19 protein-coding genes are annotated in these 25,619 nt (G+C 71.5%); 10 read left to right on the forward strand and 9 right to left on the reverse strand.

From position 1 onward, the window contains the following. The 3 genes from QMK28_RS28350 to QMK28_RS28360 form a co-directional block, all read right to left on the reverse strand. Positions 1-1,032 (reverse strand): ABC transporter permease (locus QMK28_RS28350; protein ID WP_326442481.1); only part of this gene is annotated, 1,032 nt, incomplete at its 3' end. Further along, positions 1,022-2,641, reverse strand: a complete 1,620-nt coding sequence (locus QMK28_RS28355; RefSeq protein ID WP_326442500.1) for a sugar ABC transporter ATP-binding protein — start codon at positions 2,639-2,641, stop codon at positions 1,022-1,024. The genes QMK28_RS28355 and QMK28_RS28350, both read right to left, overlap by 11 nt. Positions 2,642-2,844: 203 nt before the next feature. Continuing rightward, positions 2,845-3,861 (reverse strand): LacI family DNA-binding transcriptional regulator, encoded by a 1,017-nt coding sequence (locus QMK28_RS28360; RefSeq protein ID WP_326442482.1) that lies wholly within the window; start codon positions 3,859-3,861, stop codon positions 2,845-2,847. Between the two features lie 321 nt (positions 3,862-4,182). Here QMK28_RS28360 and recD2 point away from each other — a divergent pair, with 321 nt between their 5' ends. Together recD2 and QMK28_RS28370 are read left to right on the forward strand one after the other, a co-directional pair. Beyond that, positions 4,183-6,441, forward strand: coding sequence for an SF1B family DNA helicase RecD2 (recD2, locus tag QMK28_RS28365; RefSeq protein WP_326442484.1), 2,259 nt, complete (start codon positions 4,183-4,185; stop codon positions 6,439-6,441). A 179-nt stretch (positions 6,442-6,620) separates the two neighbouring features. After that, positions 6,621-7,910, forward strand: a complete 1,290-nt coding sequence (locus QMK28_RS28370; protein WP_326442485.1) for a citrate synthase — start codon at positions 6,621-6,623, stop codon at positions 7,908-7,910. 451 nt (positions 7,911-8,361) lie between these two features. Here the strand turns inward: QMK28_RS28370 and QMK28_RS28375 are convergent, their stop codons facing one another. Both QMK28_RS28375 and QMK28_RS28380 read right to left on the reverse strand, forming a co-directional pair. After that, complete coding sequence (locus QMK28_RS28375) at positions 8,362-10,800, reverse strand: heavy metal translocating P-type ATPase (RefSeq protein WP_326442486.1); 2,439 nt, start codon at positions 10,798-10,800, stop codon at positions 8,362-8,364. 63 nt (positions 10,801-10,863) lie between these two features. Then, entirely contained in the window at positions 10,864-11,160 is a 297-nt protein-coding gene (locus tag QMK28_RS28380; protein WP_326442487.1) for a heavy-metal-associated domain-containing protein, read from the reverse strand. A 293-nt stretch (positions 11,161-11,453) separates the two neighbouring features. On the opposite strand from QMK28_RS28380, the gene QMK28_RS28385 reads away from it, so the two are divergent. After that, positions 11,454-12,134 carry a DedA family protein gene (locus QMK28_RS28385; RefSeq protein WP_326442488.1) on the forward strand — a complete coding sequence of 227 codons (681 nt, stop codon included), beginning with the start codon at positions 11,454-11,456 and terminating at the stop codon, positions 12,132-12,134. Between the two features lie 107 nt (positions 12,135-12,241). On the opposite strand, the gene QMK28_RS28390 is transcribed toward QMK28_RS28385, so the two are convergent. Next, positions 12,242-13,045 carry a TetR/AcrR family transcriptional regulator gene (locus QMK28_RS28390; protein ID WP_326442489.1) on the reverse strand — a complete coding sequence of 268 codons (804 nt, stop codon included), beginning with the start codon at positions 13,043-13,045 and terminating at the stop codon, positions 12,242-12,244. A gap of 156 nt (positions 13,046-13,201) precedes the next feature. On the opposite strand from QMK28_RS28390, the gene QMK28_RS28395 reads away from it, so the two are divergent. After that, positions 13,202-15,454 (forward strand): MMPL family transporter, encoded by a 2,253-nt coding sequence (locus QMK28_RS28395; protein ID WP_326442490.1) that lies wholly within the window; start codon positions 13,202-13,204, stop codon positions 15,452-15,454. Positions 15,455-15,463: 9 nt separating this feature from the next. On the opposite strand, the gene QMK28_RS28400 is transcribed toward QMK28_RS28395, so the two are convergent. From QMK28_RS28400 to QMK28_RS28410, 3 genes are all read right to left on the reverse strand, one after another. Beyond that, the gene (locus tag QMK28_RS28400) at positions 15,464-15,661 is read right to left on the reverse strand and encodes a helix-turn-helix transcriptional regulator (protein ID WP_326442491.1); all 198 of its coding nucleotides are present in this window, start codon (positions 15,659-15,661) and stop codon (positions 15,464-15,466) included. 307 nt (positions 15,662-15,968) lie between these two features. Next, complete coding sequence (locus QMK28_RS28405) at positions 15,969-17,042, reverse strand: Gfo/Idh/MocA family protein (RefSeq protein WP_326442493.1); 1,074 nt, start codon at positions 17,040-17,042, stop codon at positions 15,969-15,971. A gap of 103 nt (positions 17,043-17,145) precedes the next feature. Next, a complete protein-coding gene (locus tag QMK28_RS28410; RefSeq protein ID WP_326442494.1) occupies positions 17,146-18,078 on the reverse strand; it encodes a sugar phosphate isomerase/epimerase family protein in 933 nt (310 codons plus the stop codon). A 344-nt stretch (positions 18,079-18,422) separates the two neighbouring features. Here QMK28_RS28410 and iolC point away from each other — a divergent pair, with 344 nt between their 5' ends. The 6 genes from iolC to QMK28_RS28440 all read left to right on the forward strand — a co-directional run. Further along, positions 18,423-19,349, forward strand: coding sequence for a 5-dehydro-2-deoxygluconokinase (iolC, locus tag QMK28_RS28415; protein ID WP_326442501.1), 927 nt, complete (start codon positions 18,423-18,425; stop codon positions 19,347-19,349). Positions 19,350-19,419: 70 nt separating this feature from the next. Then, entirely contained in the window at positions 19,420-20,307 is an 888-nt protein-coding gene (locus QMK28_RS28420) for a Cgl0159 family (beta/alpha)8-fold protein (RefSeq protein WP_326442495.1), read from the forward strand. A 125-nt stretch (positions 20,308-20,432) separates the two neighbouring features. After that, positions 20,433-21,443, forward strand: a complete 1,011-nt coding sequence (locus QMK28_RS28425; protein ID WP_326442496.1) for a 5-deoxy-glucuronate isomerase — start codon at positions 20,433-20,435, stop codon at positions 21,441-21,443. Next, positions 21,440-23,500, forward strand: coding sequence for a 3D-(3,5/4)-trihydroxycyclohexane-1,2-dione acylhydrolase (decyclizing) (iolD, locus tag QMK28_RS28430; RefSeq protein ID WP_326442497.1), 2,061 nt, complete (start codon positions 21,440-21,442; stop codon positions 23,498-23,500). The genes QMK28_RS28425 and iolD overlap by 4 nt, the downstream gene beginning before the upstream one ends. A 129-nt stretch (positions 23,501-23,629) precedes the next feature. Beyond that, positions 23,630-25,123, forward strand: coding sequence for a CoA-acylating methylmalonate-semialdehyde dehydrogenase (locus QMK28_RS28435; RefSeq protein WP_326442498.1), 1,494 nt, complete (start codon positions 23,630-23,632; stop codon positions 25,121-25,123). 198 nt (positions 25,124-25,321) lie between these two features. Further along, positions 25,322-25,619 (forward strand): hypothetical protein (locus tag QMK28_RS28440; protein ID WP_326442499.1); only part of this gene is annotated, 298 nt, incomplete at its 3' end.

Here is a 25,619-nt window from a genome sequence, read left to right on the forward strand (position 1 = left end):
GCGGAGAGGGGGGAGGGGGCGGGACACCGCCGCGCCTGAACGTACGCGGCGCAGCGTGTCGAGCAGCACGGCCAGCGCGATGACCACGCCGATCACGACCTGCTGCCAGAACGCGGACACGGACAGCAGGTTGAGCCCGTTGCGGAGCACCGCGAGGATCAGCGCGCCGATGAAGGTGCCGGACGCCTTGCCGACGCCGCCCGACAGACTCGCGCCGCCGATGACCACCGCGGCGATCGCGTCGAGCTCGTAGCCCATCGCGGCCTGCGGCTGGGCCGAGACCAGCCGGGAGGCGAGCACGATGCCCGCGACCGCGGCGAAGCCGCCGGAGAGCGCGTAGATCGCGACCTTCTGCCGCTTGACCCGCAGCCCGGACAGCCGCGCGGCCTCCTCGTTGCCGCCGATCGCGTACATCGACCGGCCGAGGTAGGTACGGGCCAGGATTCCGGCGGTGATCAGGCCCATCACGACCATCACGATCACCGGCACCGGCAGCCAGCCGCCGAGCGTGTCGCCGAGCGAGGAGACCGAGTCGGGGAACTCGATGGGGCTGCCCTGGGAGATGACCAGCGACAGGCCGCGGCCGATCGAGAGCATCGCCAGGGTGGCGATGAACGGCGGCAGCTTGCCGTACGAGATCAGCGCGCCGTTGACGAGGCCGCAGGCCAGGCCGGTGCCGACGGACAGCACGACCGCGAGCCAGACCGGGAGCCCCTCGGAGGTCGCGGTCCAGGCGAGCACGGTGGCGGACAGCGCCGCCACCGAGCCGACCGAGAGGTCGATGCCCGCGGAGACGATGACGAAGGTGACGCCGAAGGCCAGGATCGCGGTCACGGCCGCCTGGACGCCGACGTTGAGCAGGTTCTGGCTGGTCAGGAAGTCACCGGACATCAGCGACATCGCGACGACCAGGACCACCAGGGCGCTGAGCGCGCCGTTGTCCAGCAGTACGCGGCGCAGCCCGGCGCCGGCGGCCGTCCCTGGCCTCTTGCCCGGGCCGGTGGTGCTGCTCTTGAGGGTGTCAGTGGCCACGGGAGCCCTCCACAGATTTCATGCCAGGGGTGTCGGCGTCAGGGGACTTGGGGTTCGGGGACTTGGGCTTCTCGGGCTCGGGGTTCTCGGACTCTGGGTTCTCGGGACCGGTCGAACGGGAACCGGACCCGACCGGATCGGCTGTGTCGGTGGTCTTCACGGCCAGGGCCATCACCGCGTCCTGCGTGGCCCGCTCGGCGGACAGTTCGCCGGCGATCCGGCCCTGTGCCATCACCAGCACGCGGTCGCTCATGCCCAGCACCTCGGGGAGGTCGCTGGAGATCATCAGCACCGCGTGCCCGGAGGCCGTCAGTGCGTTGACGAGCTGGTAGATCTCGACCTTGGCGCCCACGTCGATGCCGCGGGTCGGCTCGTCGAGGATCAGCACCTTGGTTTCGGCGAGCAGCCACTTGCCGATGACGACCTTTTGCTGATTGCCGCCGGACAGCGTGCGTACGTGCTGCCCCAGCCCGGCCATCCGGACCCCGAGTCGCTCGGAGATCCGTACGGCGTCGCGGCGCTGCCCGGCCAGGTCGACCAGGCCCGCGCGGGTCGCGCGGCGCAGCGTGACCAGCCCGAGGTTCTCCTGCACGGTCGCGTCGAGAAGCAGTCCCTGGCCCTTGCGGTCCTCGGGTACCAGGCCGATCCCGGCGCGCAGCGCCGCGCTCACGTCGTGCCGCGGCAGCCGCGCGCCGAGCACCTCGACGCTGCCGGAGTCGTACGGGTCGGCGCCGAACACGGCCCGCGCGACCTCGGTGCGCCCGGCCCCGACGAGCCCGGCCAGACCGACCACCTCGCCGGCCCGCACCTCGAAGCCGATGTCCGCGAAGTGGCCCTTGCGGGTGAGCCCTTCGACCTTGAGCAGCGGAGCGCCCGCCTCGGGGCGCTCGCGCGGGTACTGCTGCTCGATGCTGCGGCCGACCATCAGCCGTACGAGTTCGTCCTCGCCGGTGGTGGCCGGCACCTGGGTGACGCTGCGGCCGTCGCGCAGCACCGTCACGCGGTCGCCGAGGGCCGCGATCTCTTCGAGGTGGTGGGTGATGAAGACGATTCCGACGCCGTCCGCCCGCAGCCGGCGCGCGATGCCGAAGAGCTTGTCGACCTCTTCGCTGGTGAGCACCGCGGTCGGCTCGTCCATGATCAGGACGCGCGCGTTCAGGCTGAGCGCCTTGGCGATCTCGACCATCTGGAGCCGCGCGATGCCCAGTTCGCGCACCAGGGTCTGCGGGGAGACGCGCACCCCGACCCGGGCCAGCAGTCCGGCGGCGTCGGCGTTCATCCGCTTGCGGTCGATGAGGCCGAACCGGCGCGGCTGGCGGCCGAGGAAGATGTTCTCCGCGACGGTGAGGTCGGGTACCAGGTTGAATTCCTGGTGGATGGTCGCGATGCCGAGCCGCTCCGCGTCCTGCGCGCCGTGGATCCGCACCTCGACGCCGTCGACCAGAATCCGGCCCGCGTCGGGGCGGTTGGCGCCGGAGAGCATCTTGATGAGCGTGCTCTTGCCCGCGCCGTTCTCACCCAACAGGACATGCACCTCACCGCTGCGCAGATCGAAGTCGACGCTGTCGAGCGCGACGACACCGGGGAAGACCTTGCGGACGCCTTCCATGCGGAGCAGTTCCACGGAGGCGGGGGCGGCGTCTGAGGCGGGGGCCGCGTCCGCCGGGGCCGCTTCCGACGGAGACGACGGGGGTGCGGGGGGCTTGGCCAGGTTCGGCTTGCGAGCCTCGCTCGCGCCCCCCGGCGCATCCGGTGTGCCGTGCGCATCCGGCGTGCCGGATGCGCCCGGCGTGTTCGGCGTGTTCGGCGTACTCAAGGATTACTCCCTTCGGGCTCGCCGCAGGAGCGGCGCACTACGAGGCGGGCGGACAGGGCGACGGACGCGGCCGTGCGGCCCTCGACGCGGTCGATCAGCGCCCGTACGGCGACCCGGCCGAGCTCGCCGGTGGGCTGGGCGATGGCGGTGATCGGCGGATCGGTGTGGACGAACCAGGGGACGTCGTCGAACGCGGCGAGCGCAACGTCGTCGGGCACCCGCAGGCCGCGGGCTCTGATCTCGTCCATCGCGCCGAGTGCCATCAGGTTGTCGGCGGCGAAGACGACTTCGGGCGGCTGCGCGAGGTCGAGGAAGCGGGCGGTGGCCCGGCGTCCGCTGTCGGCCTGGAAGTCGCCCTGGCCGATGTACTTGGCGGGCAGTGGCAGACCGTGCTCGCGCAGCGCGTCGCGGAAGGCGTCGACGCGCTCGCTGCCGGTGGTGGTCGCCGCGGGCCCGGCGATGATCGCGAGCCTGCGGTGGCCGAGCGCGTACAGATGGGCGACCAGGTCGCGGACCGCGTCCCGGCCGTCCGTGCGGACCACGGGCACGTCCACGCCCGGAATCCAGCGGTCCACGAAGACCATCGGAGTGCCGGAGCGGGCCGCGTCCAGCATCAGCGGGGAGGCGCCGTCGGTGGGGCTGACCAGCACGCCGTCGATGCGCCGGTCCAGCAGCGTGCGGACATGGTGGTCCTGGAGGTCGGGCTGCTCGTCGGCGTTGCCGATGATCACGCTGTAGCCCAGCGCCCGCGCCTCGTCCTCGACGGAGCGGGCCAGCTCGGTGAAGAAGGGGTTGAGCACGTCGCTGATGACCAGCCCCAGCGTCCGGGTCTGGTGGGTGCGCAGCGAGCGGGCCACCGCGTTGGGCCGGTAGCCGAGCTCGGCTACAGCCACCAGCACCCGCGACCTGGTGTCCGCCCGTACGGCCGGGTGCTCATTGAGCACCCGCGAGACCGTCGCGGCGGAGACTCCCGCCCGTACGGCCACATCCTTGATGCCCACCGTCGTCACCACCCGTCGTCACCACACCCTTGTGGAATCGATTACAGGGATGATTGGAATCGATTACATCCGTGAGGGCAAGACCCTGATGCTGGATCGTGACCGTGTCACCGACTGTCGCCTTTCCGGAACCTGTCCGGCTGAGCGGGACCGTCACCCGCCGAGTCCCCGCCCAGCCCTCGCCTCGTCCCCGCCCTCGTTCTCACCCGCTCGTCGCCGCACTGTCGGTCCCCGGCGGTACCGTCGTCCCCAGAGGTCGCGAGGCCGCGCGGGCGTGGGATCAGCGGGAGATCCCGGGCCGTCGCCGGTGGAATCCAGGAGAGAGGCCGTGGCGTGGGAGCTGGACAACAGGCCGTCAAGGGCGAGTTCAGGCTCGCTGTGCTGGAAGGCGTCCTGGAGCGGATCACTTACGCCAACGAGGACAACGGCTACACGGTCGCCAAGGTCGACACCGGTCGCGGCGCCGGCGATCTGCTGACCGTGGTCGGCGCGCTGCTCGGCGCGCAGCCGGGGGAGTCGCTGCGCATGGAGGGCAGTTGGGGCTCGCACGCCCAGTACGGCAAGCAGTTCACCGTCGAGAACTACACCACCCTGCTGCCCGCCACCATCCAGGGAATCCGCCGCTACCTCGGCTCCGGCCTGATCAAGGGCATCGGGCCGAGGATCGCCGACCGGATCGTCGAACACTTCGGGATCGACACCCTCGACGTCATCGAGACCGCGCCCGAACGGCTGGTCGAAGTGCCCGGACTCGGCCCCAAGCGGACCAAGATGATCGGCGCTGCCTGGGAGGAGCAGAAGGCCATCAAGGAAGTGATGGTCTTCCTCCAGGGCGTCGGCGTGTCCACCTCCATCGCCGTCCGCATCTACAAGAAGTACGGCGACGCCTCGATCTCGGTCGTCCGGAACCAGCCCTACCGGCTGGCCGCCGACGTCTGGGGCATCGGCTTCCTCACCGCCGACCGGATCGCGCAGGCCGTCGGCATCCCGCACGACAGCCCCGAGCGGGTCAAGGCCGGTCTCCAGTACGCCCTTTCGCAGTCCACCGACAACGGCCACTGCTACCTCCCCGAGGAGCAGCTGATCTCCGACTCGGTCAAATTGCTCCAGGTGGACGTCGGGCTGGTCATCGACTGCCTGGGCGAACTCGCGGGCGAGGACGAGGGCGTGGTGCGCGAGAGCGTCCCGGACGGCGAGGACGGCGCGCCCGTCACCGCCGTCTACCTGGTGCCCTTCCATCGCGCCGAGATCTCGCTCTCCGCCCAGCTGTTGCGGCTGCTGCGCACCCCCGAGGACCGGCTCTCGGTCTTCCAGGGCGTCGCCTGGGACAAGGCCCTCGCCTGGATCGCGGACCGTACGGGCGCGGAGCTGGCCCCCGAGCAGGAGCAGGCGGTGCGGCTCGCGCTGTCCGAGAAGGTCGCGGTGCTGACCGGCGGCCCCGGCTGCGGCAAATCGTTCACCGTCCGGTCCGTGGTCGAGCTGGCGAAGGCGAAGAAGGCCAAGGTGCTGCTGGCCGCGCCCACCGGCCGGGCGGCCAAACGGCTCTCCGAGCTGACCGGGGCCGAGGCGTCCACCGTGCACCGGCTGCTGGAGCTCAAACCGGGCGGCGACGCGGCGTACGACAAGGACCGGCCGCTCGACGCCGACCTGGTGGTGGTGGACGAGGCGTCGATGCTGGATCTGCTGCTCGCCAACAAGCTGGTCAAGGCGGTCGCGCCGGGCGCCCATCTGCTGCTCGTCGGGGATGTCGACCAGCTCCCCTCGGTCGGCGCGGGCGAGGTGCTGCGGGACCTGCTCGCGCCCGCGAGCCCGATACCGGCGGTGCGGCTGACCCGGATCTTCCGGCAGGCCCAGCGCTCCGGCGTGGTCACCAACGCGCACCGCATCAACTCCGGCGTGCCGCCCATCACTCAGGGGCTGCCCGACTTCTTCCTCTTCCCCGAGGAGGACACCGAGGAGACCGGCCGGCTCACCGTCGACGTGGTGGCCCGTCGCATCCCGGCCAAGTTCGGCCTCGACCCGCGCCGGGACATCCAGGTGCTCGCCCCGATGCACCGCGGCCCGGCCGGCGCGGGCGCGCTCAACGGGCTGCTCCAGCAGGCCGTCACCCCGGCCCGCCCCGACCTGCCGGAAAAGCGCTTCGGCGGCCGGATCTTCCGGGTCGGCGACAAGGTCACCCAGATCCGCAACAACTACGAGAAAGGGCTGAACGGCGTCTTCAACGGCACGGTCGGCGTCGTCACCGGTCTCAACACCGAGGAGCAGCGGCTCACCGTGCTGACGGACGAGGACGAGGAGGTTCCTTACGACTTCGACGAGTTGGACGAGCTGGCCCACGCCTACGCCGTCACCATCCACCGCTCGCAGGGCAGCGAGTACCCGGCGGTGGTGATCCCGGTCACGACCGGGGCCTGGATGATGCTGCAGCGCAATCTGCTCTACACGGCGGTGACCCGCGCCAAACAGCTGGTCGTACTGGTCGGCTCGCGCCGGGCGCTAGGCCAGGCGGTCCGTACGGTCTCGGCCGGCCGGCGCTGTACCGCGCTGGACCACCGGCTGCGCGGAGCGGTGCGCGGCGCGGGCTTCGGCTGAGGCCGCGCCGTGGGGTTGGCTAATCCGGGCGAAGGGGAGCAAGATAAGTCGCTTGACGGCACTCCGTGCCATCCATGGGCCTTGTGGCCGACCCCGAGTGCACGGTCCGGTGCCAATGGGGGATGGTAGTAGGAGTCAGGGCACCTCGAACAAGAGGCACAACGTCGGTGAGGGATGACGTGAGCGACAACTCTGTAGTACTGCGTTACGGGGACGGCGAATTCAGCTACCCGGTCGTCGACAGCACTGTCGGCGACAAGGGCTTCGATATCGCGAAGCTGCGTGCCCAGACCGGTCTGGTGACCCTGGACTCCGGTTACGGCAATACCGCGGCATATAAATCCGCCATCACCTATCTCGACGGCGAGCAGGGCATTCTCCGCTATCGCGGGTACCCGATCGAACAGCTCGCAGAGCACGGCACGTTCATCGAGACAGCTTTCCTGCTGATCAACGGAGAACTGCCGACCGTCGACGAGCTCGCCACCTTCCAGGGCGAGGTCACCCAGCACACGCTGCTGCACGAGGACGTCAAACGGTTCTATGACGGTTTCCCGCGTGACGCGCACCCGATGGCGATGCTGTCCTCCGTGGTCAGCGCGCTGTCGACGTTCTACCAGGACAGTCACAACCCGTTCGACGAGAAGCAGCGCCACCTCTCGACGATCCGGCTGCTCGCCAAGCTTCCGACCATCGCGGCGTATGCGTACAAGAAGTCGATCGGTCACCCGGTCGTCTACCCGCGCAACGACCTCGGCTACGTCGAGAACTTCCTGCGCATGACCTTCTCGGTGCCCGCCGCCGAGTATGTGCCGGACCCGGTCGTCGTCGCGGCCCTCGAAAAGCTGCTGATTCTGCACGCGGACCACGAGCAGAACTGCTCGACCTCGACCGTGCGCCTGGTCGGCTCGTCGCAGGCGAACATGTTCGCCTCGATCTCGGCCGGCATCAGCGCCCTGTGGGGCCCGCTGCACGGCGGCGCCAACCAGTCGGTGCTGGAGATGCTGGAGAGCATCAGGCTGGACGGCGGCGATGTCGACGCCTTCATCCAGAAGGTGAAGAACAAGGAAGACGGCGTGAAGCTCATGGGCTTCGGGCACCGCGTCTACAAGAACTTCGACCCTCGCGCCCAGATCATCAAGGCGGCGGCGCACGACGTCCTCTCCGCGCTCGGCAAGGACGACGAGCTGCTGGACATCGCGCTCAAGCTCGAAGAGCACGCGCTGAACGACGACTACTTCGTCTCGCGGAAGCTCTACCCGAACGTGGACTTCTACACGGGTCTGATCTACCGCGCGATGGGCTTCCCGACCGAGATGTTCACCGTGCTCTTCGCGATCGGCCGGCTCCCCGGCTGGATCGCCCAGTGGCACGAGATGATCAAGGAGCCGGGATCGCGCATCGGCCGCCCGCGGCAGATCTACACGGGCGTCGTCGAGCGGGACTTCGTCCCGGCGGAGGAACGCTGACCGCAGGTCACCGCACCACAGCTCACCGCACCACAGCTCAACAAAATAAGAAGCGCCCCGCGATCGATCCCCCCACGGGCCGATCGACGGGGCGCTTCCCTTTCCCCGGTTCGGATTCCCCCCACGGGATCCGGCCGGGCGTTTCGTGTCGGCGCTCTCGCGCCGAGGTGGCGATCCGCCGGGACGCGTACATACGGGAGGGCCGCTCAAGCTCCCCGAGTACGTCGCCCCGGCCAACGCCCCAGCCGGGCCGGTCCCCCAAAGACCTTCCTGGCTGCGGTGCAGACGCCCGCCGGGACGTCCGCACCGCAGTGTTAGACACCCGACCCCCCCAAATGGTTACGTTGGAACCGCTGTGACCTACGTCTCATGCAGATGTGGAGGAAAAGGGCAAGGGCCCCGATATGGAGATCGAGGCCCTGCGGTGTGGGTGTTGTGCACCTTATGTGGATCAGGTGAAGGATCGAAGTCGCAGACTGTTCAGCACAACGAAGACCGAGGAGAAGGCCATCGCGGCCCCCGCGATCATCGGATTGAGCAGCCCGGCGGCGGCGAGCGGCAGCGCCGCCACGTTGTAGCCGAAAGCCCAGAACAGATTTCCCCTGATGATGCCGAGCGTCCTGCGGGAGAGCCGGATGGCGTCGGCCGCCACCCGTGGATCGCCGCGGACGAGCGTCAGATCGCCCGCCTCGATGGCCGCGTCCGTACCGGTGCCCATGGCGAGCCCCAGATCCGCGGTGGCGAGGGCGGCCGCGTCGTTGACGCCGTCTCCGACCATCGCGACCGTACGCCCTTCGCTTTGCAGCCGCAGGACAACGTCCACCTTCTCGTGAGGCAGCACTTCGGCGATCAGCGTCCGCGGCCCGGTGTCGATGCCGACCGTGCGGGCCACCGACTCGGCGACCGCCCGGTTGTCGCCGGTGAGCAGGACCGGGGTCAGTCCCAGCTCGCGCAGCCGGGCCACCGCCTCCGCGCTGGTCTCCTTGACCGCGTCGGCGACCGACAGCACCCCGCGCGCCGCGCCGTCCCACGCCACGACCACCGCCGTACGCCCCTGGGCCTCGGCGGCGGCCTTGGCGGCGGCCAGCCCGGCGGGCAGCGCGATGGCCCGGTCGGCGAGCAGCCGCTCCCGGCCGACGAGCACCGTACGGCCCTCGACCACGCCCCGTACGCCCAGGCCCGCGAGGTTCTCGAAGTCCTCGGCGGCGGGCAGCGGGCCGGTCCGCTCGCTCGCGCCGGACGCGATGGCGCGCGCGAGCGGGTGCTCCGAGGCGTGCTCCAGCGCGCCCGCGAGCCGCAGCAGGTCCCGCTCGGCGACGCCGGGCGCGGTGACGATGTCGTGCAGGGTCATCCGGCCGGTGGTGACGGTTCCGGTCTTGTCGAGGAGCACGGTGTCCACCCGGCGGGTCGACTCCAGCACCTCAGGGCCCTTGATCAGGATGCCCAGTTGGGCGCCGCGCCCTGTGCCGACCATGAGGGCGATCGGGGTCGCGAGCCCCAGTGCGCACGGGCAGGCGATGATCAGGACGGCTACGGCGGCGGTGAAGGCCGCGGTCGCGTCGCCGGTCGTCAGCAGCCAGCCGGCCAGCGTGCCCAGCGCGATCAGCAGCACGACCGGCACGAAGACGCCGGAGACGCGGTCGGCGAGGCGCTGCACCCGGGCCTTGCCGTTCTGCGCCTCCTCCACGAGCCGGGCCATCCGGGACAGCTGGGTGTCCGCGCCGACCCGGGTGGTCTCCACGACCAGCCGGCCGGAGACGTTCATGGTCGCGCCGGTGACGGCGTCGCCGACGGCGACGTCCGCGGGCAGCGATTCGCCGGTCAGCATCGAGGCGTCCACGGCCGAGGCCCCCGCGACGACGGTGCCGTCCGTGGCGATCTTCTCGCCGGGCCGTACGACGAAACGCGTCCCGACCGCGAGCCGCCCCACTGGCACGCGCTCCTCGCGCCCGCCTTCCCGCAGCACCGTCACTTCTTTGGCGCCCAGCTCCATCAGGGCGCGCAGCGCGGCGCCCGCCTTGCGCTTGGAGCGGGCCTCCAGATAGCGGCCGAGCAGGATGAACGCGGTGACTCCGGCGGCGGCCTCCAGGTAGATCGCGGAGGAGCCGTCCGTACGGGAGACCGTGAAGTCGAAGCCGTGCCGCATGCCGGGCATCCCGGCGTCGCCGAAGAACAGCGCCCACAGCGACCAGCCGAAGGCGGCGAGGGTGCCGAGCGAGACCAGCGTGTCCATGGTGGCCGCGCCGTGCCTGGCGTTGGTCCAGGCGGCCCGGTGGAAGGGCAGCGCGCCCCACACCACGACGGGCGCGGCGAGCGTCAGCGAGAGCCACTGCCAGTCGTCGAACTGGAGGGACGGCGCCATCGCCATCAGGATCACCGGCGCGGCGAGCAGGGCCGAGACGGTGAGGCGTTGGCGGAGGGCGGACAGCTCGGGGTCGGCGGGGTGGCTCGGCGGCGGCGTGCCGCTCGGGCTGCCGGTGTCCGTGCTGCCGGCGTCAGTGCTGCCGGTATTAGCGCCGCCGGTGTCCGTGCTGTCAGTGTTCGTGCCGCTTGTTCCGGACGGCCCGGGCTCAGGTTCGGTTTCCGGTTCGGTTTCCGGCTCGGGGGCGGCCGGTGCGGGCGGCTCGGCCGTGTAGCCGGTCTTCCGGACGGTGGCGATCAGGTCCGCGACCCGCACGCCGCCGCCGAAGTCGACCCGCGCTTTCTCGGTGGCGTAATTGACGGTGGCGGTGACGCCCTCCATCCGGTTGAGCTTCTTCTCGACGCGCGCCGCGCACGAGGCGCAGGTCATGCCGCCGATGACGAGTTCGACCCGGGTGCTGTCAGGCTCAGGGGCGGCGGCAGCCGTGGGGGTCGGCTGGGCCGGGGTGGCGGGGGCCGTGCTGGTCATGGCGGGTCTCCTGGGAGGCGGGGAGCGTCCCCGGGCGTGGGGGCACTCCCCGGAGGGTTGAGATCAGACCTGGCCCACGAGCTCGTACCCGGCCTCGTCGACCGCGGCGCGGACCGCTTCGTCGTCCAGCGGGGCCGCGGAGATCACGGTGACCTGGCCGGTCGAGGCCACGGCCTTGACGGAGCTGACGCCGTCGATCGCGGAGACCTCCTGCGAGATCGCGCCTTCGCAGTGGCCGCAGGTCATGCCGGTGACCTGGTACGTCGTGGTGACGCCGGCCGCCTCGGCGGTGGCCGCGGAGTCGGAGCCGCAGGAGTGGTCGGGGGTGCAGCAGGAGCCGGTGGTGGTCTCGGCGGTCATGGACTTCTCCTCTGAGGGCGTGAGTCAGCTGTGTTCCAGGATGCCCCGAAGAACGATCGGCGCGTCCCGGTGAAAGCCACTCTATACCCCTAGGGGGTATGAATCCATTCGAGGGGTGGTGTTTTCCGGCCCGTTTCGCCAACCCCTAGGGGGAGCCCGGCAGTCCCCCCGGTTTCCACGAAAAGACATTGTTTCGCTCCGGGCGACCTGCCAGGTTTGACCGGTAATGAGTTTTACTGGTAGGTGGAACTGCCGACGGGGCGGCGCCGGGGGGCGCGGGAGAAGGTGGCGCGATGGGCGACGTATGGATGTACGCGCTGCTGGCGGTCAGCACACTGCCGCCGCTGGTGCCGAACTCCGCGCTGCTCGTCACGGTGGGCGTGCTCGCCGCCCGGGGCGACCTGGACATCGTGCTGGTGCTGGCGGTCGTCGCGGGCAGCGCCCTGCTCGGCGACCTGCTGATGCGCGGCCTCGGCCGCTGGTTCAGCGACCCGGCCGTCTCCTGGATGAGCCGCAAGCCCAAGCGCCGGGCGCTGATGGAGTGGGTGGCGACCCGCATTCAGCGCTACGGCATCCCGTTCGTGATCGGCGTGCGCTTCCTCCCCGCCGGGCGGATCATCGGCGGCCTGGCGGCCGGCGTCGTCCGCTTCCCGCTGCGGCGTTACGTGCTGGGCGCGACCATCGCCGAGCTGGTGTGGGCGACGTACTCCGTCGGCCTCGGCTATCTCGGCAGTACGGCGGCGGGGGATTCCCGCTTCGCCTTGCTGCTCGGCCTCGGGGTGTCGGTCGTGGTCGCGGTGGTGGGCGGCGTCGTGCAGTGGTTCGTGCGTCGCAGGTCGGGGGGTGGGTCAGTGCTGGTCCGCTCGTCCGAGGTGGGGTCGGGGGCGGGCTCGGGTTCTGGGGTGGAATCGGAGTCGGGGTCCGGGGACGGTGTGGTCGGGGGGCTCTGCTCGTCGCTGGGACGGGACGGTTAGCCGTACGTACGGGCGGTCGTACGTACGAGCGGTCGGTCGGGCGGGCGGTCGTCGTATCCCGTGATCCCTGGAGTCCCCGTCGTCCCTGCTGCCCCCGCCGTCCCCCGTCAGCTCGCCGGTGCTCCGGCCTTGGCGTCGGCCTGGATGCCGGCGTCGATGCCGGCATCGGTCCCGGTCTCGGTCCTGGTCTCGACGAGTGGGGCGAGATACCGGTACACGGCCGCCTTCGTCTCGGCGGCGTACGCGTCGCGCTCGGCCCCCTGGTGGCCGACGACCTGCTCCAGGCCGGCCTTGAACAGCGCGAAGGTCATGGTCGCGACGCGGGTGTGTTCCTCGGCCGAGAGCTGCGGCGCGCGTTGCGCCATCAGTTCGGTGGTGGCGGTCATCATCGCGGCGTGCAGGGCGTCGTGGTCGGCGACGAGCGTGCCGGGGACCTCGGGGCCGTGCATCAGGGCCAGGAAGACCGGGTTGAGGCAGTTGAAGTCGATCAGCGGGTCGAGGACGGTGTCCAGCAGTTCGCGCAGCGGCAGCGTGGGGTCGACCGTGGTGAAGACGGCGCCGTGCGCCTGCCGGAGACGCGTCATGAGCCGGTCGCCGAGCTCGATCGCGAGCGTCTCCTTGTTCGGGAAGAACTGGTAGAGCGTGCCGGGGGAGACCCTGGCCTCGCGGGCGATGGCGTTGGTGCTCGCCGAGGTGTAGCCCACCGCGCCGAAGACACTCGCCGCGGCGTCGAGCAACTGCTCCACGCGGCGCTCGCCGCGGGCCGTCCGGCGACGCGGGTGCTCCGCCCCGGCCGCGGTGCCGCCCGTGGCTCCGCCTGACGTCGCAGCCGCGCCCGACCCCGCTGTACGAGCCGCCGCCCGGTCCGCGGCCGGGCGGCGCGCCCCGTCCTTCGCCTTGTCCGCCGTCACGTGCAATCCCCAGCTTCCCGAACACAGTTGACAAACACGAGTGGTCGCTCGCATTCTATGGAAACGCGAGTGATCGCTCGTGTTTGCCAGTCTAAGGCAATCAGCGATCCGTGCTGCCTTCCGCGGCACGGGTCCAGGTGAAGGGGACACCTCGCGATGACTGCCGTCAAGCATGCGGACGAAGAGCGGATCGGAGGCTGGACCCGTGCGGTCACAGCCCGCCCGCGACTGTCCTTGCTGCTCGCGCTGCTCTTCACCGCGCTGGCTGCCGTAGTGGGCAGCGGGGTCGCCGACCGGATGGGAAGCGGCGGCTGGCAGGCCCCCGCCGCCGAGTCCTCGTACGCCACCGAGGCGCTGGAGAAACACTTCCCGGCCTCCCAGCCCAACCTGATCCTCCTCGTCGACAGCGGCGGCGCGACGGTCGACGATCCGGCGGTCGCCGCCGAAGCCCGTCGGCTCACCGCGAAGCTGGCCGCGGACGCCTCGGTCAGCGGAGTCAGCTCCTACTGGGCGACCAAATCACCGGCGCTGCGCGCGAAGGACAGCGGCGAAGCCATGATCGCCGGGCGGATCGCGGGGGACGAGGCCGCCGCCGGCAAGGCGCTGGAGCGGCTCGCCCCCGACCTGCGGGGGCGGCACGGCCCTGTGACGGTGACGATCGGCGGACCGGTCGCCGTGCAGCACGAACTCCAGACCACCATCCAGGAGGATCTGCTGCGGGCCGAGTTGATCGCGGTGCCCGTCACGCTGCTTCTGCTGGTCATGGTCTTCGGCAGCGCGGTCGCCGCGCTGCTGCCGCTCGCCGTCGGCGTCATCGCGATCCTGGGGACCAACGCGGTGCTGCGTGGCCTCACCGAACTCACCGACGTGTCGGTCTTCGCGCTCAACCTCACCACCGCGCTCGGCCTCGGTCTCGCCATCGACTACGCCCTGTTCATCGTGCGGCGTTTCCGCGAGGAGCTGGCCGCGGGCGCCGCGCCCCGGCCCGCTGTCGCGGCGACGCTGCGCACCGCCGGGCGGACTGTCCTCTTCTCGGCGCTCACCGTCGCCGTCTCGCTCGCCGCGATGCTCGTCTTCCCGCAGTACTTCCTGCGGTCCTTCGCCTACGCCGGCATAGCCGTCGTGCTGCTGGCCGCCGGAGCGGCGCTGATCGTGCTGCCAGCCGCGCTGTTGCTGCTCGGTGACCGGGTCAATGCGTGGGACCTGCGGCGGCTCGTCCGGCGCGGCCGGGTCCCCCGGAGCGAGCCGGGGGCGGGCTGGGCCCGCATTGCCCGGCTGGTGATGCGCCGCGCGCCGCTCTTCGCGATCGCCACCACAGCGGGCCTGATCGTCCTCGGGCTGCCCTTCGCGAGGGTCGAGTTCGGCACGGCCGACGACCGGCAACTGCCGGCCGTCGCCGAGTCCCATGTGGTCCAGCAGCAGCTGCGCGACGGCTTCCCCGGCAACCCCGGCGGCGCGATCCACATCCTCGCCGAGGGCGCGCCGAAGACCGCGGCCCTCGCCGACTACCGCGAGCGCCTCGCGGAACTCCCCGGCGTGCTGCGGGTGGACGGCCCGGTGCGCGCGGGTGCGGGCGGCTCTGCGTACTTCACAGTGCTGCCCCGGGGAGAGGCCGTGGACGCCGTGGGCAGGCAGCTCGTCCACGACATCCGCGCGGAGAGGGCCGCCTTCGACACCTCGGTCACCGGAACCGCCGCCGTGGTGGAGGACACCAAGTCCAGCATCGCCGACCGGCTGCCGTGGGCGCTGGGCATCATCGTGATCGTCACGCTGCTGCTGGTCTTCCTGCTCACCGGCAGCGTTCTGATACCGATCCAGGCGGTGCTGCTCAACGCGCTCAGTCTCACCGCGATGTTCGGCGCCGTGGTGTGGGTCTTCCAGGACGGCCATCTCTCCGGGCCGCTCGACTTCATCGCGACCGGCGACATCGAGACCACCCTGCCGGTGCTGATGTTCTGCGTCGCCTTTGGACTGTCCATGGACTACGGGGTCTTCCTGCTCTCCCGGATCAAGGAGGAGTACGACCGCACGGGCGACCACCGCGGCTCGGTCGTCTTCGGCCTGCGGCGCACCGGAGGGCTGATCACCGCAGCCGCGCTGATCCTCGCCGTGGTCATGGTGGCCATCGGCACCTCGCGGGTCACCAACACCAAGATGCTCGGCCTCGGCATCGCCCTCGCCGTGCTGATGGACGCGATGGTGGTGCGCAGTCTGCTGGTCCCCGCGGTGATGCGGCTGACCGGCCGCGCGACCTGGTGGGCGCCGGCCCCGCTGCGCCGGCTGCACGCCCGCATAGGGCTGAGCGAAGGGGGCGGCGAACGGGTCGGCGAAGCGGGCGGCGACGTCGGCGGGCCCCGCGCCGGAGAGGTGGCGGAGCGGGGCCTGGTCGGGGCGGGTGCGGGGCGTTAGGGCCTGGCTCTAACCCCTGCGGGAGCGATTCCCCGGACGGCGTGCGCTCCAGTCTCGGATCGTGTCGGCGAACCAGTAGGGCTTGCCCCCCTCCACCAGGTCGGGGGACGGCAGAAGTCCGTGCTTGCGGTAGGAGCGCACGGTGTCCGTCTGGACCCCGATGTGCGCAGCGATGTCCTTGTACGACCAAAGCCTCCGGTCGGTCATCTATCGCACCTTCCTGAGCCGCACCCCAGGGGCGGCCCGGGGGGAGCCGTCGGGGGAGCTGCGGTGCGGCCGCTGACGATCAATCAGCCTGTGCCCGGTAAACGACGCACTGTGACCGCCGGGGAGGGTCTGTTGATCACCTGTGACGGAAGACACGCGTAAGCGGGACACCTGTGACGAGAAGGGGACCGTGATGACCTGTTGGTGACGGAGGCTCAGGGGGTGGACGGGGGTGGACGGGAGTGGACGGGGCGAACGGGAGTGGAACGCGGTGGAGTGCGGCGCGGCGCGGCGCCGAGCGGTGCGGTCAGCGGTAGAAGGCGGGCTGCTCGATCATCTCGACGAGGACGCGCTCGCCGGTCGCCTGGGCCCGTACGCCCGCTTCGCAGGCCGCGGCCGTCGCGTAGCCGTCCCAGGCCGAGGGGCCCTCGGCCTCGCCGCGCCGGGCAGCGTCCACCCAGCGCTGGACCTCACGGTCGTACGCCTCCTCGAAGCGGGCCTCGAAGCCCGGTGTGATCTCGCCGCCCCAGCGGCCGGCGGACTGGGTGACCATGGCGTGGCCGTCGCCGACCCGGGCGCTGCCGGTCTCGCAGACCGCCTCGCACCGCACCTGGTAGCCGAAGGTGCAGTTGACGAAGATCTCGACGTCGACGATCGCGCCGCCGGAGGTCTCCATCAGGACGAGTTGCGGGTCGCTGAGCGCCTCGGGCGCGTGTGAGGAGGGGGTGGGACGCAGGACAGAGACGGCGGTGATCTCCTGGCCGAGCAGCCAGCGGGTGGTGTCGAACTCGTGCACCACCGAGTCGTTGATCATCATCTGGTTGGTGAAGCCGGGCGGGGTGGCCATGTTGCGGTGCTTGCAGTGCAGCATCAGCGGTCGTCCGAACCCGCCCGCGTCCAGCAGGGACTTCAGCCGCAGGTACTCGCTGTCGTAGCGGCGCATGAAGCCGACCGAGATCCGGCGGTGCCCCAACCGCTGTTCGGCCTCCAGCACCCGCAGCGCCGAGGCGGCGTCCGGTGTCAGCGGCTTCTCGCAGAGTACCGGCAGGTCGTGCTCCAGCGCCTGGAGCAGCGCGGCCTCGTGGGCCGGCCCGGGGGAGGCGATGAGCACCGCGTCCACGGCGGGGTCGGCCATGGCCGCGGCCGGGTCGGTGTAGGCGGCGCAGCCCTCGATGGCGCCGGCGAGCGCCTTGACCCGCTCCGCGTCGATGTCCACGACGGCGGCCACCCGCGCGCCGCTGATCAGTTCGTTGATCCGGCGGACATGGTCGGCGCCCATCCGGCCGGTGCCGATGACGGCGACGCCGAGGGTGCCGGCCGTGCCAGCCGCGCCGGTCGTGCCGGGACCGCCGGGTGCGCCGGCTGTGTTGTGCTGAGTCATGTCATTCCTCGGGTGGTGTGGGCGCGGCGGCGGCGAGGCGGGCGGGTCAGCCCCTCCCGGCAAGCTGTGCCCCGTCGCGGGGCAAACATTGCCGGTCGCGGCGCTAGGCTCCGCAGCCGCGCAGCAGGCGGCGGGTGCGCTGCGCGATCGGGAAGGGCTGGTCCGGCGGGCACGGGTACATGTCCTGCTCGACGATCGCGAAGAGGTCGATGCCCAGGCCCTGCGCGGCGGTCAGCACCGGCTCCAACGGGGGCACCCCGGTGGGCGGCTCGCACATCACACCACGCTTGACCGCCGGGCCGAACGGCACCTGGTTCTTGATCACGTCGGCGAGGATCACCGGGTCCACCTGCTTGAGGTGCAGATAGCCGATCCGCTCGCCGTAGGTCTTGATGAGCTTGACGTTGTCGCCGCCGCAGTAGGCGTAGTGCCCGGTGTCCAGACACAGGTTGACGAGCTTGGAGTCGGTGCCGTCGAGGAAGCGCTCGACGTTCGCCTCGCCGTCGATGTGGGTGTCGGCGTGCGGGTGCACGACGATGTCGAGCCCGAACCGCTCGCGCACCTCCCGGCCGAGCCGCTCCATGCCGCTGGTCAGGTGCTTCCACTGCTCGACGGTGAGTTCGCTGCTCTCCAACTGCTCGGCGCTCTTGTCGTCGCGCCAGAAGGCGGGGATCACCACGAGATGGCGCGCGCCCATGGCGCGGGTCAGCTCGGCGACCTGGGCGACATGTGCCCAGGTGGCGTCCCAGACGGCGGGGCCGTGGTGCAGCCCGGTGAAGACGGTGCCGGCCGAGACCTTGAGGCCGCGCCGGTCCACCTCGTCCGCGAGCCGGACCGGGGCGGTGGGGAGGTAGCCGTACGGGCCGAGCTCGATCCACTCGTATCCGGCCTGGGCGACCTCGTCCAGGAAGCGCCGCCAGGGCACCTGCTGCGGGTCGTCGGGGAACCAGACGCCCCACGAGTCGGGCGCGGAGCCGACCCGGATGCGGTCCAGAGCGGACGGCTCGACGGGGGGCGCGGAGCGGGCGGCAGTCATCCGGCTGCTCTCCTCTCGCCGGTCGGCGGTGACCGGTCGGGGCAGTGGGCGGGGCGGTGTGACGGGGCAGTGTGCTGTCACGGGCTGGGATGTCGGTAGCTTCCACTTCCCTCCGGGGCGTGTCAAGACTTGGTCCTGACATTAGGACGTAACGTCAATTCTGAGAACGTCACGTCCTTATGTAAGGACAAACCATTGACATCACTCGCGGCGCCCGGCTAGATCTGATGGAGAGCCGAACCGAAGGGGCGAGCATGACTGACCCGTACGACACGACGGAACCGTACGAGACGCACGGGCCGGGCCGGCCGGACGGAGCGCCCGAGCCGTTCGACGTGATCACCATGGGCCGGATCGGGGTGGACATCTACCCGTTGCAGACCGGCGTACCGCTGTCGCGCGTCGAGACTTTCGGGAAGTTCCTCGGCGGTTCGCCGACCAATGTCGCGGTGGCCGCCGCCCGGCTGGGACGCCGTACGGCGGTCATCAGCCGCACCGGCCGGGACCCGTTCGGCGACTACATCCACCAGGCGCTGCGCGATTTCGGCGTGGACGACCGCTGGGTCACGCCGGTCGCCGCCTACCCGACCCCGGTCACCTTCTGCGAGATCTTCCCGCCCGACGACTTCCCGCTCTACTTCTACCGGCAGCCCAAGGCCCCCGACCTGGAGATTCACCCGGAGGAGCTGGATCTTGACGCCATCCGCGCCGCCCGGATCTTCTGGATGACCGGAACCGGCCTGTGCGAAGAGCCCAGCCGGGCCGCGACGCTGGCCGCGCTCGCGGCGCGGGCCAAGAGCGGCACCACCGTCTTCGACCTCGACTGGCGCCCGATGTTCTGGCAGGACCCCGCCGCGGCCAGGCCGTACTACGAGCGGGCGCTGGCGCACGCCACCGTCGCCGTCGGCAACCTCGAAGAGTGCGAGGTCGCCACCGGCGAGCGCGAACCGCACGCGGCGGCCCGTGCCCTGCTCGCGGCGGGAGCGGAGTTGGCCGTCGTCAAGCAGGGGCCCAAGGGGGTGCTCGCCGTGCACCGCGACGGCCGCACCGCCGAGGTCCCGCCCGTACCGGTCGAGGTGGTCAACGGCCTCGGCGCCGGCGACGCCTTCGGCGGCTCGCTCTGCCACGGGCTGCTGGCCGGCTGGGACGTCGAACGGATCATGCGGCACGCGAACGCCGCGGGCGCCCTCGTCGCCTCCCGCCTGGCCTGCTCCTCCGCGATGCCCACCCCCGACGAGGTCGACGCCCTCCTCGCCCCCACCCCCAACTGAGCGACGGCCCGAGCCGCGTACCCCCGCCGGACGCCCGACCCGAAAGCCCGACCCGAAAGTGAGCCCTCTCTTGACCCTCCGTATCTCCGACATCGCAGCGGTGCGGTCCCGGCACCCGGAGGCCATCGCCGAGGCCGCCGCCCGCCGGGTCCGGCGCCCCCTGATCGGCGACAGCGGACGGCTGATGATCGTGGCAGCCGACCACCCGGCGCGCGGCGCGCTCGATGTCGGCGACCGCCGGCTCGCCATGGCCAACCGCGCCGACCTGCTGGAACGGCTCTGCCTCGCACTGTCCCGCCCCGGCGTGGACGGCGTGCTGGCCTCCGCCGACATCCTGGAGGACCTGCTGCTGCTCGGCGCGCTCGAAGGCAAGGTCGTCATCGGCTCGATGAACCGCGGCGGCCTGGCCGGAGCCTCCTTCGAGATGGACGACCGCTTCACCGGCCACCGCGCCGCCGACCTGGAGCGGCTGCGCTTCGACGCGGGCAAGCTGCTGCTGCGCATCGACTACCAGGACCCCGGCTCGCTCACCACCCTGGAGTCCACCGCGCGGGCCGTCGACGACATGGCCGCGCACCGGCTGCCGGTGTTCATCGAGCCGTTCATCTCCCGCCGCGTCGACGGCAAGGTGCGCAACGACCTGAGCCCCGAGGCCGTCATCAAGTCCATCGCCGTCTCCTCCGGCCTCGGCGGCACCTCCGCGTACACCTGGCTGAAGGTTCCCGTGGTGGACGACGCGGGCGAGATGGCCGAGGTCATGGAGAGCTCGACGCTGCCCGCGGTGCTGCTCGGCGGCGAGGTCGGCACGTCCGCGGATGGCCAGGCGGCGGCGTACGAGAGGTGGCGCAAGGCGCTGCGGCTGCCCACGGTTCAGGGGTTGGTCGTGGGCCGTTCGCTGCTTTATCCGGCGGATGGCGATGTCGCGGGGGCCGTGGACACGGCGGTCGGGTTGTTTTAGCGCGGTGACCGCACCGCCCAGTGGACGGGTGCCCTCAAACGCCTGGGGGCACCTCCCGGCCGAAGGCTGGGGGAGGGCTGAATTCTCAGCCCGATACATCGCTATCGCGCAGGAGACTTGACCACATGACCTCCAAGACCTTCCACCTGCCCGCAGGAAGCGCCGCCCAGGGCCCGTACGTGCTCGACATCGACCCGAAACGGGCCGGCTGGGGCTACTCCTCGCTGCGGGTCCTCGAACTGCCGCCCGGCGGTTCGCACTCCTTCACGGCCGGCGAGAGCGAATGGATCGTGCTGCCGCTGAGCGGCGGCTGCGCGGTCGTCGTCGAGGACGAGGCGGCGGCGAACCGTGAAGCGTTCGAACTGGACGGCCGGGAGAGCGTCTTCAGCGGCGTGACGGACTTCGCCTATGTGCCGCGCGACGCCCACGCGACCGTCACGAGCGCCGCGGGCGGCCGTTTCGCGCTGACCGGAGCGCGCTGCGAGCGCCGGCTGCCCGCCCGCTACGGCCCGGCCTCCGCCGTGCCCGTCGAGCTGCGCGGCACCGGCAGCTGCTCGCGGCAGGTCAACAACTTCGGCGCGGCGGGCGTCTTCGAGGCCGACAAGCTGATCGCGGTCGAGGTGATCACCCCCGGCGGCAACTGGTCCTCGTACCCGCCGCACAAGCACGACGAGGAGCGGCCGGGCGAGGAGTCCGAGCTGGAGGAGATCTACTACTTCGAGATCGCCGAAGCCGCGGGCGCCCCGGAGACCGCCCCTGGAACCCCTGGAACCCCTGGAACCCCTGGAACCCCTGAAGCCCCTGGAATCCCCGAAGCCCGCGCCACGGCCGAAGCCCGCGCCACCGGCTTCGGCTACCAGCGAGTGACGCCGTCTGGTCCCGCCAGCAGCACCGATCTGCTCGCCGAAGTCTGTACCGGCGACGCCGTGCTGATCCCCGACGGCTGGCACGGCCCGTCCATCGCGGCCCCCGGCCACGACATGTACTACCTCAACGTGATGGCGGGTCCGGGCCGCGAACGGGCCTGGCTGATCTGCGACCACCCCGACCACGGCTGGATTCGCTCCACCTGGCCCGGCACTCCCGTCGACCCCCGGCTCCCCCTCTACAACGCGCCCTCAGGAGGCTCCCGATGAGCAGCGGCCCCGACAGCGCCAGCAGCCCCGAAAGCCGCAGCGGCAGCGGCACCGGCACCGGCACCGGCACCGGCACTGGCACCAGCACCGGCACCAGCAGCGGCACCGGCACCAGCACCGCGGCCCCCACGCGCCGGCTCACCGTCGCCCAGGCGCTCGTGGAGTTCCTGGCCCACCAGTACACCGAGCGCGACGGCGAGCGACGCCGCCTGATCAACGCCTGCTGGGGCATCTTCGGCCACGGCAACGTCGCCGGTCTCGGCCAGGCGCTGCTGGAGTCGGGACCCGAGGCGATGCCCTACCTCCAGGGCCGCAACGAGCAGGCCATGGTGCACGCGGCGGTCGGCTACGCCCGGCAGCGCGACCGGCTCGCCGCGCAGGCCGTCACCACCTCCGTCGGCCCCGGCGCGACCAACCTGGTGACCGGCGCGGCGCTGGCCACGGTCAACCGCATCCCGGTGCTGCTGCTGCCCGGCGACACCTTCGCCACCCGGCCGGCCGAGCCCGTACTCCAGCAGCTCGAAGTCCCGTACGCGGGCGATGTGTCGGTCAACGACTGCCTGCGGCCCGTCTCCCGCTACTTCGACCGGATCGTCCGGCCCGAAATGCTGATCCCCGCCGCGCTCCAGGCCATGCGGGTGCTCGCCGACCCGGTCGAGACCGGCGCGGTCACCCTCGCGCTGCCGCAGGACGTGCAGGCCGAGGTCTTCGACTGGCCCGCGGAGTTCTTCGCCGACCGGGTGTGGCACGTCCGCCGCCCGGCCCCCGAGGCGGACGCGCTCGCCGAGGCCGTACGCGCCGTACGCGCCGCCCGCCGGCCGCTGATCGTCGCGGGCGGCGGCGTCCACCACAGCGAGGCCGAGGAGGCGCTGCGCGCGCTGGCCGACGCGACCGGCATCCCGGTCGCCTCCACCCAGGCAGGAAAGGGCTCGCTGCGCCACGACCACCCCGCCGACGTGGGCGGCATCGGCCACACCGGCACCGCCGTCGCCGACGACCTGGCCCGCGCGGCCGACCTGGTGATCGGGGTCGGCACCCGCTACAGCGACTTCACCACCGCGTCGAGCACGCTCTTCGCCGACCCGGACGTCCGGTTCGTCAACCTCAACATCGCGGCCTTCGACGCGCACAAGCTGAGCGCGACCGCCCTGGTCGCCGACGCCCGCGCGGGCCTCGAAGCCCTCACCGCGGCCCTCGCCACCGACTCGCCGCTCTCGACCACATCCATCACGACCTCGCCCGTCACGATCACCCCCGGCCACCGCGTCGCGCCCGCGTACGAGGCGGAGTACGGCGCGGGCAAGGCCCGCTGGGAGCGGCTCGTCGACCGCGCCTACGCGGCCGAGGACCCGGACGCCCGCCCCGGCCAGACCCAGGTGCTGGGCGCGCTCGACTCCGTCGTCGGCGACGAAGACGTGATCGTCAACGCGGCGGGATCGCTCCCCGGCGACCTGCACAAGCTGTGGCGCGCCCGCTCCCGCCGCCAGTACCACCTGGAGTACGGCTACTCCTGCATGGGCTACGAGATCCCGGCCGCCATCGGCGTACGGCTCGCCGCCCCCGACCGGCCGGTGTGGGCGCTGGTCGGCGACGGTACGTATCTGATGATGCCGACCGAGATCGTCACCGCCGTGCAGGAGGGGATCAACATCAACGTGGTGCTGATCCAGAATCACGGCTACGCCTCCATCGGCGGCCTCTCCGAGCAGACCGGCGGCGAGCGCTTCGGCACCGCCTACCGTTTCCGGGCCGCCGACGGGAGCTACACCGGCGATCCGCTGCCCGTCGACCTCGCCGCGAACGCCGCGAGCCTGGGGATGCTGGTCATCCGCGCCGAGACGGTCGGCGAGCTGCGCGAAGCGCTCGTGGCGGCGCGCGCCTCCGATCGCCCCACATGTGTCTATGTGGAGACGCTAACGGCCGACACAGTGTCCGGCGCGCCTCCCGCTCAGGCGTGGTGGGATGTTCCCGTCGCCCAGTCCGCGACCCGTCCGGCCGCGCTCAAGGCGAGGGCGGAGTACGACCGCAACGCCGTCGCCCGCCGCCGCCACCTCTGATCCGTCCCCGCCCCGTCACCGCCGACCCGCCCGCCGCACCCGCCGCGGCCCCCGCACTCCGTCGCAGCCCGCCGCAGTCCGATGCAATCCGCCGCAGTCCGATGCAGCCCGATGTAGAAAGGCCCGCTCATGAAGACCGTCAACCACTGGATCGGCGGCAAGCCCGTCGAGGGCGTCTCCGGCAACTTCGGCCCGGTGACCGACCCCGCGACCGGCCAGGTCACCACGCAGGTCGCGCTCGCGTCCGTCGAGGAGGTGGACGCGGCGGTGGCCTCGGCCAAGGCCGCGTACGGCACCTGGGGCACCGCCTCGCTCGCCGCCCGCACCACGGTCCTCTTCAAGTACCGCGCGCTGCTGGACAGCCACCGCGACGAGATCGCCGCGCTGATCACCGCCGAGCACGGCAAGGTGCACTCGGACGCGCTGGGCGAGGTCGCGCGCGGCGTCGAGATCGTCGAGCTGGCCTGCGGCATCCCGACGCTCCTCAAGGGCGAGCTGTCCACCCAGGTGTCGACGCGCGTCGACGTCGCCTCGATCCGGCAGCCGCTCGGTGTCGTCGCGGGCATCGTGCCCTTCAACTTCCCGGCCATGGTGCCGATGTGGATGTTCCCGCTGGCCATCGCGTGCGGCAACACCTTCGTCCTCAAGCCCAGCGAGAAGGTGCCCTCCGCCGCCCGCCGGCTGGTCGAGCTGGCCACCGAGGCCGGGCTGCCGGACGGCGTGCTCAACCTCGTCAACGGCGACAAGGTCGCGGTCGACCGGCTGCTGGAGAACCCGGACGTCGCGGCGGTCAGCTTCGTCGGCTCGACCCCCATCGCCCGCCATGTCTTCGCCACCGGCACCGCCAACGGCAAGCGCGTACAGGCCCTCGGCGGAGCCAAGAACCACATGCTGGTGCTGCCCGACGCGGACCTCGACGCGGCGGCCGACGCGGCCGTCTCGGCGGCCTACGGCTCGGCCGGCGAGCGCTGCATGGCGATCTCGGCGGTCGTCGCGGTCGGCGGCATCGCCGACACGCTGATCGAGAAGATCACCGAGCGCGCCGTCAAGATCAAGATCGGTCCCGGCAACGTCCCGGACTCCGAGATGGGCCCGCTGATCACCAAGGCGCACCGGGACAAGGTCGCCTCGTATGTGCACGGAGCGAGCGCCCAGGGCGCCGAGGTGGTGCTCGACGGCACCGGCTACACCGTCGAGGGCCACGAGGACGGCCACTGGATCGGCCTCAGCCTGCTCGACCGGGTCTCCACGGAGATGGACGCCTACCGCGACGAGATCTTCGGCCCGGTGCTGTGCGTGCTGCGCACGGACACCTACGAGGAGGCCATCGAGCTGATCAACTCCTCGCGCTGGGGCAACGGCACCGCGATCTTCACCCGCGACGGCGGCGCCGCGCGCCGCTTCCAGCTGGAGGTGGAAGCCGGCATGGTCGGCGTCAACGTGCCCATCCCGGTGCCGGTCGGCTATCACTCGTTCGGCGGATGGAAGGAGTCGATCTTCGGTGACCACCACATCTACGGCAACGACGGCGTGAACTTCTACACCCGCGGCAAGGTCGTCACCACCCGCTGGCCCGACCCCTCCGACGGCGGCGTCGACCTGGGGTTCCCGACCTCGTCCTGACCCGTTGGACGGCCGGCGGGCCGGGCGGCCCGGAGGGTCTCCCGGCCCGCCGGCCGTACGGTCCCGCCGCACACCCCGAACAAGTCTCCCCCCGCAGCCCCCGGCCCGCAGCCCGTGCGGACCGGGGGCTGCGGCGTGTCCGGAGTCTGGCACGATGTTCTGGTGGGGGCGGTATGTCCGGATAGGGGAGTGGCGCGCATGGGGAAGCACGTTCAGCCACGGGTGGTGCGCCGTGGGCGCATCGTCGGTACGGCGGGCGCCGCCGCGCTGACGGTCGCCGTGCTGGGCTGGTCGGCGGCCCCCGGCCAGCCCGGGAACGCGGCCGACCATGAGGACGCCGGCGCGCGCGAGGCGGCCTCCGCGCCGCTGGCCCCGTTATCTTTTTCGTGGCCCCGCAATGGGGCTCCTGGCCCCCGGGTCCGGCATGACTATGTGCCCCCTGCCGCGCGTATGGCCTGGGGGGTGGTGTCACCGGGCCTGGGGCACCGCTTGACCG

The organism is Streptomyces sp. H27-D2 (assembly GCF_035828615.1).
In the GTDB taxonomy this organism is placed as follows: Bacteria; Actinomycetota; Actinomycetes; order Streptomycetales; family Streptomycetaceae; genus Streptomyces.